This is a genomic window from Stenotrophomonas sp. YJH_SMC_65, assembly GCF_059369475.1.
In genome coordinates this window covers 377067-388665 of the sequence record NZ_JCAFSR010000004.1, presented here as the reverse complement: position 1 = coordinate 388665, position 11599 = coordinate 377067, and the positions used below count along the sequence as shown (strand labels likewise).

At 67.8% G+C, this 11599-nt stretch carries 12 protein-coding genes; 7 read left to right on the top strand and 5 right to left on the bottom strand.

From position 1 onward, the window contains the following. The first annotated feature begins 18 nt into the window (after positions 1-18). From AC5P7A_RS09970 to AC5P7A_RS09960, 3 genes are all read left to right on the top strand, one after another. Complete coding sequence (locus AC5P7A_RS09970; RefSeq protein ID WP_172617726.1) at positions 19-654, top strand: Rossmann-fold NAD(P)-binding domain-containing protein; 636 nt, start codon at positions 19-21, stop codon at positions 652-654. Then, a complete protein-coding gene (locus tag AC5P7A_RS09965) occupies positions 654-1361 on the top strand; it encodes a helix-turn-helix transcriptional regulator (RefSeq protein ID WP_014648693.1) in 708 nt (235 codons plus the stop codon). Before AC5P7A_RS09970 ends, AC5P7A_RS09965 begins: the two co-directional genes overlap by 1 nt. A 284-nt stretch (positions 1362-1645) precedes the next feature. Next, on the top strand, positions 1646-2032 hold the full coding sequence (locus tag AC5P7A_RS09960; protein ID WP_014648692.1) for a VOC family protein: 387 nt from the start codon (positions 1646-1648) through the stop codon (positions 2030-2032). 123 nt (positions 2033-2155) lie between these two features. Here the strand turns inward: AC5P7A_RS09960 and AC5P7A_RS09955 are convergent, their stop codons facing one another. From AC5P7A_RS09955 to pdhA, 4 genes are read right to left on the bottom strand one after another with little or no spacing between them, the layout of a single operon-like run. After that, the gene (locus AC5P7A_RS09955; protein ID WP_046432903.1) at positions 2156-3544 is read right to left on the bottom strand and encodes a dihydrolipoamide acetyltransferase family protein; all 1389 of its coding nucleotides are present in this window, start codon (positions 3542-3544) and stop codon (positions 2156-2158) included. Next, complete coding sequence (locus AC5P7A_RS09950) at positions 3541-3894, bottom strand: SH3 domain-containing protein (protein ID WP_012512332.1); 354 nt, start codon at positions 3892-3894, stop codon at positions 3541-3543. Before AC5P7A_RS09950 ends, AC5P7A_RS09955 begins: the two co-directional genes overlap by 4 nt. A 1-nt stretch (position 3895) precedes the next feature. Continuing rightward, positions 3896-4963: an alpha-ketoacid dehydrogenase subunit beta gene (locus AC5P7A_RS09945; RefSeq protein WP_005414714.1), complete on the bottom strand. Its 1068-nt coding sequence runs from the start codon at positions 4961-4963 to the stop codon at positions 3896-3898. Then, complete coding sequence (gene pdhA / locus AC5P7A_RS09940) at positions 4956-6038, bottom strand: pyruvate dehydrogenase (acetyl-transferring) E1 component subunit alpha (RefSeq protein WP_014648690.1); 1083 nt, start codon at positions 6036-6038, stop codon at positions 4956-4958. Before pdhA ends, AC5P7A_RS09945 begins: the two co-directional genes overlap by 8 nt. A gap of 335 nt (positions 6039-6373) precedes the next feature. Between pdhA and AC5P7A_RS09935 the strand changes: the two genes are divergently transcribed. The 4 genes from AC5P7A_RS09935 to AC5P7A_RS09920 all read left to right on the top strand — a co-directional run bounded on the left by AC5P7A_RS09935 (position 6374) and on the right by AC5P7A_RS09920 (position 10922). Further along, positions 6374-7249, top strand: coding sequence for a tryptophan 2,3-dioxygenase (locus tag AC5P7A_RS09935; protein ID WP_014648689.1), 876 nt, complete (start codon positions 6374-6376; stop codon positions 7247-7249). Positions 7250-7430: 181 nt separating this feature from the next. Then, positions 7431-8930 (top strand): peptide MFS transporter, encoded by a 1500-nt coding sequence (locus tag AC5P7A_RS09930; RefSeq protein ID WP_142235098.1) that lies wholly within the window; start codon positions 7431-7433, stop codon positions 8928-8930. 19 nt (positions 8931-8949) lie between these two features. Then, a complete protein-coding gene (locus AC5P7A_RS09925) occupies positions 8950-9555 on the top strand; it encodes a thioredoxin family protein (RefSeq protein WP_014648687.1) in 606 nt (201 codons plus the stop codon). A 227-nt stretch (positions 9556-9782) separates the two neighbouring features. Next, positions 9783-10922: a hypothetical protein gene (locus tag AC5P7A_RS09920; protein WP_014648686.1), complete on the top strand. Its 1140-nt coding sequence runs from the start codon at positions 9783-9785 to the stop codon at positions 10920-10922. 80 nt (positions 10923-11002) lie between these two features. Here AC5P7A_RS09920 and AC5P7A_RS09915 read toward each other — a convergent pair whose 3' ends face one another. After that, entirely contained in the window at positions 11003-11497 is a 495-nt protein-coding gene (locus AC5P7A_RS09915) for a MarR family winged helix-turn-helix transcriptional regulator (RefSeq protein WP_014648685.1), read from the bottom strand. Positions 11498-11599 lie beyond the last annotated feature (102 nt).

Below are 11599 nucleotides of genomic sequence, written 5' to 3'. Positions count from 1 at the left end.
GCCGCAGTGGAGGTGGTGATGCGCGTGATGTTGCTGGGGGCGACCGGCCTGGTCGGTGGGCTGACCCTGCCCCGGCTGCTGGACGACCCGCGCTGCAGCGCCGTGATCGCCCCGACCCGTCGCCCGTTGGGCGCAGCCCACGGGAAGCTGGAGAACCCGGTACTGGCCTTCGATGCGCTGCCCGCCGCCGCCGGGTGGGCGGGCGTGGACGCGGTCATCTGCGCGCTCGGCAGCACCATTGCCCAGGCTGGCAGCCGCGAGGCCTTCCATCGCATCGACCATGATTACCCGCTGGCGTTCGCCCGTCTGGCGCAGGCGAAGGGTGCGCAGACCTATGTGCTGAATTCCGCAGCCGGTGCCGATCCGCGGTCGTCGATCTTCTACAGCCGGGTGAAGGGTGAATTGGAGCGCGATCTGCGCGCGCTGGGCTTCACCTCGTTGACCCTGGTCCGCCCAGGGTTGATCGGTGGCGAGCGCAACGAGGTGCGGCGCGGTGAGCGTCTCGCGCTGAAGGTGCTGGGCGTGCTGGGGCCGGTACTGCCACGGGCGTGGCGGATCAACCCGGCCAGCGAGATCGCCAAGGCGCTGGTCGAGGCCGCGCTGGCCCCGCAACCGGGTGAGCACGTGGTGGCATCGAGCGCACTGGCCGGCTGATGTCGCGTGCGCTGCGCCTGACCCAGCTCCAACAGCTGCTGCGCCGCCATCGGCGGCCGGTGGCCGGCCAGGTGCTGGCCGACGCGCTGGGAGTCAGCCTGCGCACGCTGTACCGCGATATCGAAACCCTGCGCGAGCAGGGCGCCGACCTGCGCGGCGAGGCCGGCGTCGGCTACCAGCTGACGCCGAGCGATACCCTGCCGCCGATGACCCTGCCACCGGCCGAGATCGACGCACTGGTGCTGGGCCTGCGCTGGGTTGCGGCCCGTACCGAACCCGCGTTGGCCGAAGCCGCACGCGATGCCCTGGCGCGTATCGCCCATGTGTTGCCCGCAGCGCGGCGCGAGGCCCTGCGTGACAGTGGCCTGCGGGTGGGCCCTTCGCGTGCGGCGGCCAAGGTTCCCCCAGCTCGTCTGCAGGCCGTGCGAGAGGCTGTCGGTTCACAGCAGCGCCTGAAGTTCGGCTACGAGGACGCGCACGGCCAGCGCAGCGAGCGCATCGTCTGGCCGTTCGCGCTGGGCTACTTCGATGAGGTGCCGATGCTTGCGGCGTGGTGTGAGCGCCGCGAGGATTTTCGCCATTTCCGCCTGGATCGCATCCGCCAGGTGCGCGTGCTGGAGGAGCACTACCTCGTACCACGCGCCACGCTGCTGCGGCGCTGGCAGAAGGCGCAGGGCATCGCGCCGGACTGGCTGGATCGTTCGTAGCGTCGGGCCTGCTCGACTGCTGCTGCGTTCTGCTTCCTGCCTCTGGGGGAGGGCGGCCTTCGCACTTTGCTCCTGGTAGGGGGCGAGCTTGCTCGACCGCCTTTGATCTTCGCGAACAGCAGTCGAGCAAGCTCGACCTCTACCAGGGCAGTGGCAACGGCAGTCGAGCAAGCTCGACCTCTACCAGGGCAGGAGCGACGGCAGTAGAGCACGCTCGCCGCTACTGACAGAATCTGTCAGCAGGGCCGTACCACCATGATCGCTCCCAACAACGGAGCTTCCCCATGTTCACGCCCAGCACCCTGCTGCAGTACGTGCGCGACGTCGCCACCAGCGCCACCTTCTACAGCGGCATCCTCGGCAAACCGCCGGTCGAGCAGTCGCCTGGCTTCGCCCTGTTCCTGCTCGGCGATGGCGCCGCACTCGGCCTGTGGCAACGCGATGACGTGCAACCGCCGGTGTCTGCGCAGGCAGGCGCCGCCGAACTGGCGATGGTGGTCGCAAACCCCGAGGCCGTGCAGCAGATGCACGATGCGTGGCGTGGGCTCGGCGTGCAGATCCTGCAGTCGCCGGTGACGCTGGAGTTCGGCCACACCTTCGTCGGTGCCGACCCTGATGGCCACCGGCTGCGTGTGTACAGCCGCGCCGAAGGCATGGTCGCGCGCGATTGATCGCCCGCATTGTGTAGATCCACGCCATGCGTGGATGCCGGAAAAAAAACGCCGGGCAATGCCCGGCGTTCTCTCCAAGTCATGTGCCAACCAACGGTTGGCACCCACCGGTCAGGTGGCCGATCAGCTGGCCAGTGCCAGGTCGTCCATCATCGCGCGCAGGAAGCGGGCAGCTTCACCACCCGTGGCTGCGCGGTGGTCGAAGGTGACCGACAGCGGGATCACCTTGTGCGCTTCCACGCCGCCCATCACCGGGGTCATCTGGTGGCGGGCACGGCCGGCACCGACGATGGCCACGCACGGCGGCACCACGACCGGGGTCGCGTAGCGGCCGGCGAACATGCCGAAGTTGGACAGCGAGATGGTGTAGCCACTCAGTTCCGACGCCGCGATCGAACGCGATTCCACCTGCTCGCGCAGGCGGTTGACGCCTTCGCGGATGCCGCGTGCGTCGAGCATGTCGGCGTTGCGCAGGGCCGGCACGAACAGGCCGTCGTCGGTGTCCACGGCGATGCCGATGTCCACCTGCGCGTGCAGGGTACGGGTCAGCGCTTCACCGTCGAACCAGGCGTTCATCGCCGGCACCTTCTGCGCGGCGACCACGATCGAACGCACCAGGCGCGCGGTGACGTCGTTGCCCGGCAGCCAGGCGTGGATGTCGGCGTCGTCGTTCAGCGTGGTCGGCACGACCTTGCTGTGCGCATCGGCCATCACGCGTGCCATGTTGCGGCGCACGCCCTTCAGCGGTTCCGGCTGGCCCTTGGCGACCACGCCCGGCGGCTGGGTACGCATCGGCTTGCCGGCGGCGGACAGCGGGGTGCGGGCTTCGCTCTGCACCGGGGCAGACACCTGCGCCGGGGCCGGCGCGGCATAGGCAGCAGCGGCAACCGGTGCCGGAGCAGCGCCGAGCTTGGCGCTGCCGTTGGCGGCAGCCTGCTTGACGTCGGCCATGGTGACCGCGCCATCGGTGCCGGTAGCGGCCACGCGGCTCAGGTCCACGCCCAGCTTGCGCGCCATCGCACGCACGGCCGGCACGGCCTTGACGCCACCGACGGCCAGCGCCTGTTCGGCATGCACGGCATTGGAGCTCTGCATCGCGCCGACCACGGTACCGGCGTCATCGCGCTCGGCCGCGGCGGGCTTGGCCTCCTCGGCGGCAACCGGAGCGGCCGCAGCCGGCAGCGGCGGCGGGGTCGGTGCGGCCGCCGGTGCAGCGTGGCCATGGCTGTGGCCGGTGTCCTGGCCATCGGCTCGCTGCGGCAGGTTCGGGTCCAGTTCGAAGCTGGCCAGCACCGAGCCGGTCGGGATGATGTCGCCGGCGCCGCCGGACAGCTTCAGCACCTTGCCGGAGAACGGCGAGGGCACTTCCACCACGGCCTTGGCGGTCTCCATCGACACCAGCGGCTCGTCCAGCTTGATCACATCGCCTTCCTTGACGAACCACTCGACGATGGTCGCGTCCGGCAGGCCTTCGCCCAGGTCGGGCAGGTTGAAGTTCTTGGTCTGGCTCATTTGCAGTTCTCTTCCAGCAGTTCCAGTTCGCGGGCCGGCAGCCAGCCCGTCGCGCCATTGGCGCGCTCGGACCACCACCACCCGCCGTGTTCGTGATGAAGCTTCACCATCTCGCCGCTTTCCACATCCAGCTCGCGGGCGTCGTAGTCGCACAGCGCTTCGGCGCGACCCTCGTCCAGCAGCTGCAACCAGGCGATGGGCGCCCATCCAGCGCGCCCATCGTTGGTGCGTACCCAGGCAAACGCCGGCCATTCCTCGTCACGGACACCTACTTCGACGATCTGGCCGGTGCGGAACCGGAGCGGGTTGGGATACTGGCTGCGGTAAGCCCCCAGAAGGCGGGCCCGCATGTCAGCCGGCCGCCACCGCGCGCTTGGCCGCAGCCACGATCCGCTCAACGCTCGGCAGGTACTTCATTTCCAGGCGGAACAGCGGAATGTGGGTGTCGTAGCCAGTGACGCGCTCGACCGGTGCCAGCAGGTCGTAGATCGATTCCTCGGCCAGGCGCGCGGCGATCTCGGCGCCGAAGCCCGCAGTCTTCGGGGCCTCCTGCACGATCACGCAGCGGCCGGTCTTGGCCACCGATTCGGCGATGGTGGCGAAGTCCAGCGGACGCAGCGTGGCCACGTCGATGACTTCGGCACTGATGCCTTCGCCGGCCAGCTTGTCCGCCGCTTCCAGCGCTTCCTTCACCTGCGCGCCCCAGGTCACCAGGGTCACGTCGGTGCCGTCGCGCAGCACGAAGCAGACGTCCAGCGGCAAGGCTTCGCCGTCGTTGACGACCACTTCCTTGTACTGGCGGTAGATGCGCTTGGGCTCCATGTAGATCACCGGATCCGGCTCACGGATCGCGGCCAGCAGCAGGCCATAGGCACGCTGCGGCGACGACGGCAGCACCACGCGCAGGCCCGGCACGTTGGTGAAGATCGCCTCGTTGGCTTCGCTGTGGTGTTCCGGCGCGCGGATGCCACCGCCCCACGGCACGCGCAGCACCATCGGGCAGTGCAGGCGGCCACGCGTGCGGTAACGCAGGCGTGCCGCGTGGCAGACGATATGGTCGACCATCGGGTACATGAAGCCGTCGAACTGGGCTTCGGCCACCGGCTTCATGCCCTGTGCGGCCAGGCCGATGGTCAGGCCGGCGATGGTGGTTTCGTCCAGCGGGGTATCGAGGATGCGGTCCGAGCCGAAGCGCTGCTGCAGCCCGGCGGTGGCGCGGAACACGCCGCCGTTGACGCCCACGTCCTCGCCCAGCACCAGCACCGACGGGTCGTGTTCCAGCTCCCAGGCCAGCGCCTGGGTGATGGCTTCGATGAGGGTGATCGGGGTGGTGGTCATGCTCTCTTCTCCGCGCGCGACCGCAGCGCTGTCGGCGGCGTTGGTGTGCGCGCCGGGCGCGCCGTTCTTGATCTCATCCATGGCGCTTCTCCAGGGCGATCGCCTGGGCACGCTGGGCCAGCAGGTCCGGCGGCGGATCGGCATACAGGAAGTCGAACATCGCCTCGACCGGCTGCACCGGCGTGTTGAGGTACAGGTTCACTTCCTCGTCCACGCGCTTGCCGCACTCGGCGACCCAGGCGCTTTCCTCATCCTCGCTCCACACACCGGCGTTGATCAGGTACTTGCGCAGGCGCAGCATCGGCTCGCGCTGCCAGGCATCCTTCACTTCGGCGTCGTCGCGGTAGCGGCGCGCGTCATCGGCGGTGGTGTGGTCGGACAGGCGGTAAGTCATCAGTTCCAGCACGGTGCCACCGTCGCCGGCCAGCGCACGTTCGCGCGCCTGCTCCATGGCAGCCAGCACGGCGATCAGGTCGTTGCCGTCCACCTGCAGGCAGTGCAGGCCGCCAGCCAGGCCCTTCTGCGCCAGCGTTTCGGCACCGGTCTGGGCCGAACGCGGGACCGAGATGGCCCAGCCGTTGTTGACGATGCACAGGATCAGCGGGAGCTTGTAGGCGCCGGCCGAATTCAGTGCCGCGTAGAAGTCGGTCTTGGAGCTGCCGCCGTCGCCGCACACCGCCACGGCGATCTGCGGTTCCTTGTTGAGCTTGAACTTCAGCGCGGCGCCTGCGGCATGCAGGCACTGGGTGGAGATCGGCACGCAGAACGGGAAGTCCTTGGCCGCGTTGCCGCCGTAATCGTTGCCGCGTTCGTCGCCGCCCCAGTACATCAGCACGTCGTGCGGGCGCACGCCACGCATGAACATCGCGCCATACTCGCGGTACGAAGGCGCGAACACGTCGTCCTTCTGCATCGCCGCGCCGATACCCACGTGCGCGGCTTCGTGGCCCAGGCAGGCGGCATAGGTGCCCAGCTTGCCGGTGCGCTGCAGTGCGATGGATTTGCTGTCGAACGTACGTACGAACAGCATCTGCTTGAACAGCGGTACCAGGACCTTGGGGTCGCGCAGCGACGCGGGCAGGTCATCGCGGACGAGTTTGCCGTCCGTATCCAGGTACTGCAGGTATTCGATCTTGAATTCAGCGGCAACCGTCATTGCGTACTGCACCTTCGACAGAGAAGTTACAAATGATATGAATCGCCATGTTAAGGAACGCGTACGGAATAGCCTTCCTGCGCCGCAACACGGCAATGTCCTGTTTTACCCCTGCCGGCGGGTGGGGGGCCAATAACAACAACGTATTCAGTCGTTGCTGCAAAGCATCAGAATACGCCTCTGGCTGACCGCTGGCGCAACGACCCGATCGGTTCCACGCGCAGGCCCCGCATCGGCCAATGCTCCACGGGGCACCGCACGCCCCGGTATGGACCCGGCGGCTGCCAGCGCGGCGGCAACGCGCTACCCTTGCCGCCCCCGATCTGGTCCCGCCCATGTCCGTCGACAACAACCAACGCGATCTCGAAGCCGGCATCCACACCGACCTGCAGGGACGCCTGACCTACGGCGGCTACCTGCGGCTGGACCAGCTGCTCAGCGCGCAGCAGCCGCTGTCCAACCCGCCGCACCACGATGAGATGCTCTTCATCATCCAGCACCAGACCTCGGAGCTGTGGCTGAAGCTGCTCGGCCACGAACTGCGTGCGGCGATCGGCTTCCTGCAGCGCGATGAAGTCTGGCAGTGCCGCAAGGTGCTGGCGCGCAGCAAGCAGGTGCTGCGCCAGCTGACCGAGCAGTGGTCGGTGCTGGAAACGCTGACCCCGTCCGAATACATGGGTTTCCGCGACGTGCTGGGCCCGTCTTCGGGCTTCCAGTCGCTGCAGTACCGCTACATCGAGTTCCTGCTGGGCAACAAGAACGCGCAGATGCTGCAGGTGTTCGAGCACGACCCGGCCGGGCAGGCGCAGCTGCGCATCGTGCTGGAGGCGCCGAGCCTGTACGAGGAATTCCTGAAGTACCTGGCCCGCTTCGGCCATGCCGTGCCGGCGGTGTACGAATCCCACGACTGGACCCAGCCGCACGTGGCTGACGACGCGCTGCAGCCGGTCTTCGAGCGCATCTACCAGGACACCGACCGCTATTGGCGCGAGTACGCGCTGTGCGAGGACCTGGTGGACCTGGAGACCGCCTTCCAGCTGTGGCGATTCCGACACATGCGCACGGTGATGCGCGTGATCGGCTTCAAGCGCGGCACCGGCGGCTCGTCCGGCGTGGGCTTCCTGGCAAAGGCGCTGGAGCTGACCTTCTTCCCCGAACTGTTCCAGGTGCGCACCAGCCTGCAGGCGGCACCCCCGGCAGAACTGGGCTGACCCCCATTCAGCTTGGACCCCGGCCATTGGCTGGATCGTTTCAGATGCAAGTTCAGCGAGCAGGCTGGCACCTGCCTCAAACGGCGTGTATTTGACGTGAACGGCAGAAGTCGGTGATCCTCGCGCGTTGCTCCAACTGCACAGCGGACGTGCTCGTCATCCACCGAACCAGGAAATCCGCATGAGCGTAAACGCCACTGCGAACACCCCAGAGCCGGCGCTGCCGGACTTCAAGACCACGCTGGGCCACCCGCGCCCGTTGTGGATGCTGTTCATGACCGAGTTCTGGGAGCGCTTTGCGTTCTACGGCATCCGCTGGGCGTTGGTGCTGTACATCGTCGCCCAGTTCTACAACGGCAGCGCTGCCGGTGAAGGCGACGCCAGCCGCATCTATGGCGCCTACCTGGCCCTGGTATACGCCGCGGCGATCTTCGGTGGCTACGTTGCCGACCGGGTACTGGGCTACCAGCGCTCGATCCTGACCGGCGCGATCATCATGGCCGCCGGCCTGTTCATGATCTCGCTGCCGCAGGAGCACATCTTCAAGCTTGGCCTGGCCACGATCATCGTAGGCAACGGCCTGTTCAAGCCCAACATCTCGACCATGGTCGGCAAGCTGTACGGCCTGAGGGACGAGCGCCGCGACTCCGGCTTCACCATCTTCTACATGGGCATCAACATCGGCGCGATGATCGCCCCGGTGCTGACCGAGTACCTGGCCCGCAAGGTGTTCGGTACCGACGCGATGCCGTCCTACAAGGTCGTGTTCATCGCCTCGGGCGTGGGCATGCTGATCTCGCTGGTCTGGTTCTACATCGGTCGCGCCGGCCTGAAGGGCATCGGTGCACCGCCGGCCGGCGCTGAAGGCTTCGGCCGCATCATCATGGTGCTGGCCGGTGCCGTGGTCGCCATCCCGGTGGCGTACTTCCTGCTGGCTACCGGCGCCACCGCGCTGGCCTGGATCCTGGGTGCGATGTTCACCGCGCTGGCCATCCTGCTGCTGGTCGAGGGCGTCCGCGAAGGCAAGGTGCAGCGCGACCGCGTGATCGCCATGCTGATCATCTTCGCCTTCAACGTGATGTTCTGGATGTTCTTCGAACAGGCCGGCAGCTCGTTCACCTTCCTGGCCGAGAACATCGTCAACCGCCAGTTCGGTGACTGGACCTTCCCGACCGCGTGGTTCCAGTCGGTCAACTCGGTGGCCATCATCACCCTGGCGCCGGTCATTGCCTGGATCTGGGTGGCCATGGGCCGCGCCAATCCGTCCATCCCGCGCAAGTTCGGCCTGGGCCTGCTGTTCAACGGCGCCGCCTTCGCCCTGCTGATGTTCGCCCTGTCGCAGATGGTCGTGGACGGCAAGATCCCGTTCTGGACCCTGTTCATGGTCTACGTCATCCAGTCGGTGGGTGAGCTGTGCCTGTCGCCGATCGGCCTGTCGATGGTGACCAAGCTGGCCCCGGTGCGCCTGGTCGGCTTCGGCATGGGCGGCTGGTTCCTGTCCACCGGCATCGGCAACAACCTGTCGGGCATCTTCGCTGGCGTGGTCAGTGGTGAAGGCGGCATGACGGTCGAGTCGGCCCTGAAGGGGTATACCTTCGGGTTCTGGGCCCTGATCGGCTCCGGCGTGGTGCTGTTCCTGATCGCCCCGCTGATCAACAAGCTGATGCACGGCGTCAAGTAATGATGAGAGGGTAGAAGGCATGCGCAGCAAGCTCGGTGGTGCAATGGTGGTGGTCTGTGCGGCGCTGATCGGCGCCTGTTCGCAACCGCAACCGCCTGCCGCCGCCGAGCCCACGCAGCCCCTGGATACCCGACCCACCGAGCCACCGGTTGCTGACCCCAGCGAACCGGTGGCCTCGGGCAACACCCCGGTGGCGGCGGACATCGCCGCCATCGCCGGGCTCGGCGCGCAGTTCGACCCGGCCCGCAACCCCGCCGACGACCTGGCCACCGCCAAGGTGGAAGCCCAGCGTGGCAAGAAGCGGATCCTGCTGGAGGTCGGCAACGCCGCCTGTGAGCGCTGCCGGGCGCTGGACGACGTGGTGGAAGGCAACGGCGACCTGCGTCGCTTCCGCGATGCCCACTACGTGTGGGTGAAGGTCAACGCCAGCGACGAGCAGCCCAACACCGCCTTCTTCGCCCAGTACCCGGTGATGGCGCGCGACTACCCGTACCTGCTCGTGCTCGATGCAGATGGCGGCCTGCTGGTATCGCAGGCCACCGGCGAGCTGCGCAGGGGCGAGGCGTTCCAGCCTGCGCGGGTGAGTGCCTTCCTCAAGCAGTGGGCGCCTGACAAACCGGAATAGGGTAGTGCCGGCCGCTGGCCGGCATGCTCTGGTGGGTGCCGACCGCTGACCGCCCACCCCGGTGGGTGCCGACCGTTGGTCGGCACTGAGGCGCATCCACGCCTGGCGCGGATCTACTGCGCGCACCGTCACACTCTCTGAATCGGCGTCTCAACTTCACCGTGAGCACGCCGTTACCGGCAAGGACCTCAGTCGACATCCCGTCGATGCAACCTTCCGGAACGCCCATGCACAGCGACCACGCCGAACGATTGCCCGAACCCGCCAGCGACCTGGCCGAGGGTGGGGCAGGCGAGGGCGTGACCCTGCCGCCGCAGGAAGCGCTGCTGGATGACGCCGGTACCGGCGAGGACAGCGTCGACCTGGCGCCGCCACGCCATCGCCTGCCGCAGATCGCGCTGCCGGACAACGTGGTGCTGAAGGGGGCGGTGCAGAAGCTGGTCGAGCAGAAGTCCCGGCTTGATGCGCTGGCCGCCGAAGGCCAGCTGGCCGGGCTGCTGCCGCCCGAATGGCAGGGCCACGGCGCGCGCGCGATCGAGCTGTCCACCTTCATCCAGGGCGTGCTGCCCTTCCTGCAGACTGGCGAGCGTGGCGAGACCGCCCCCGCGCGACTGCCGGTGCGCCATGTGTTGGGTGACGACAGCCGCTGGGGCCTGGACGATGTGGCCGAACCGAAATCACTGGCGTGGTATCTGGCCAGTGACGAGCGCGCCACGGCCGGCAGCAAGGACGTCGCCGAGGCATATCTGGTGGGCGCACTGGGCCTGGCGTGGATGCAGGAAGGTCGCAGCCGCCCCGGCTTCCTACGCGCGATGGGCCAGGACAGCCTGGCCGCGCGGGTGACCATGCTCGGCTATCCGCCGGCCAACGAACTGGCGCTGTACAGCGTCACTGCGCACGGCCAGCCGCAGATCTGGTGCGTGCACGGGCGCCGCCGCATGCGCCCGCTGGTGGCGCCGTGGTTGAGCGTGCCGCTGCTGACCGCCTACGGCGTGCCGGCGCCGGTTGCGTGGCCGTCCAGCTTCCCGCCGGTGGAAGCGGTGGCCGAGCTGCTGGCGACCGCCCGCCTGGGGCGCGCGCTGCCGGAAGTGGACCTGGCCAAGGCCGTGGCGAAGATCGCCGAGGACGCCGCCTCTGACGCCTGGCAGCCGGTCAGCCTGCTCCAGCTCAACACTTGGTCACCGCGCTGGCACTTCTTCCTGGGCACCTTCGTCGGCCTGCCGTCGCTGCTGCTGGTGGCGGCGGCGCTGGCGCTGCCGGGGGCGGTCGAAGCAGCGACGGTGGCCGCCTCGCTGGGCTTCGCCGGCGGCGCCATCGCAGCACTGGCCGTGCCGTGGATCCACGCACGCCGCAAGCACCTCAGCTGAAAAAAGGGGACGGAGGGGATTAAGCCGCAATCAGCACAGGTGTGCCTGATGCGACTTAATCCCCTCCGTCCCCTTTTCTTTCAGACGCCTTCGCCCATCCGCTCCAGGCCTTCGCCGGCCAGGCGAAGGATCAGCTTTTCCAGCACCTGCTCTTCCTCTTCGCTCAGCACCGACATCAGCTTGCGGGTGATCTCGATCACCATCGGCGCGATGGTCTCGTACACCTCGAAACCGGCGGCCGACAGCGCCAGCACCGAGCGGCGGCGATCGTCGCCGTGGGTCTCGCGCTTGATGAAGCCGCGCTCCAGCAGGCGGGCCACGGCGCGGCTGACCGCCACCTTGTCCATCGCCGTGCGGTCGGAGACCTCGCTGGCCGAGGAGCCCGGGTACAGCGCCAGGATGGTGATGACCCGCCACTCGGGGATCGCCAGACCGTAACGATCGCCGTACAGCTTGGCGATGTTGCCGCTGACCCGGTTGGACAGCACGCTCAGCCGGTACGGCAGGAACTGTTCCAGGTCGAGCAGGACGTGCGAGGCACGCAGGCGGGTCGAAACGGGATCGGCGGGGCTCATGTTGCGGTGCACCTTGCTGGTGGTTTCAAGTGTAACTATAAGGGGTGGGTCCAGACCCTGCATTCTCGCCGGGTCCCTACCTGCCCGCACCTGGTTTGTACC

Bases quoted from the DNA above. Each gene is read 5' to 3' on its own strand.
- AC5P7A_RS09955 (WP_046432903.1), bottom strand. From the start codon at position 3,544: ATGAGCCAGACCAAGAACTTCAACCTGCCCGACCTGGGCGAAGGCCTG.
- AC5P7A_RS09960 (WP_014648692.1), top strand. From the start codon at position 1,646: ATGTTCACGCCCAGCACCCTGCTGCAGTACGTGCGCGACGTCGCCACC.
- AC5P7A_RS09965 (WP_014648693.1), top strand. From the start codon at position 654: ATGTCGCGTGCGCTGCGCCTGACCCAGCTCCAACAGCTGCTGCGCCGC.
- AC5P7A_RS09925 (WP_014648687.1), top strand. From the start codon at position 8,950: ATGCGCAGCAAGCTCGGTGGTGCAATGGTGGTGGTCTGTGCGGCGCTG.
- AC5P7A_RS09970 (WP_172617726.1), top strand. From the start codon at position 19: ATGCGCGTGATGTTGCTGGGGGCGACCGGCCTGGTCGGTGGGCTGACC.
- AC5P7A_RS09950 (WP_012512332.1), bottom strand. From the start codon at position 3,894: ATGCGGGCCCGCCTTCTGGGGGCTTACCGCAGCCAGTATCCCAACCCG.
- AC5P7A_RS09920 (WP_014648686.1), top strand. From the start codon at position 9,783: ATGCACAGCGACCACGCCGAACGATTGCCCGAACCCGCCAGCGACCTG.
- AC5P7A_RS09930 (WP_142235098.1), top strand. From the start codon at position 7,431: ATGAGCGTAAACGCCACTGCGAACACCCCAGAGCCGGCGCTGCCGGAC.
- AC5P7A_RS09945 (WP_005414714.1), bottom strand. From the start codon at position 4,963: ATGGATGAGATCAAGAACGGCGCGCCCGGCGCGCACACCAACGCCGCC.
- AC5P7A_RS09915 (WP_014648685.1), bottom strand. From the start codon at position 11,497: ATGAGCCCCGCCGATCCCGTTTCGACCCGCCTGCGTGCCTCGCACGTC.
- pdhA (WP_014648690.1), bottom strand. From the start codon at position 6,038: ATGACGGTTGCCGCTGAATTCAAGATCGAATACCTGCAGTACCTGGAT.
- AC5P7A_RS09935 (WP_014648689.1), top strand. From the start codon at position 6,374: ATGTCCGTCGACAACAACCAACGCGATCTCGAAGCCGGCATCCACACC.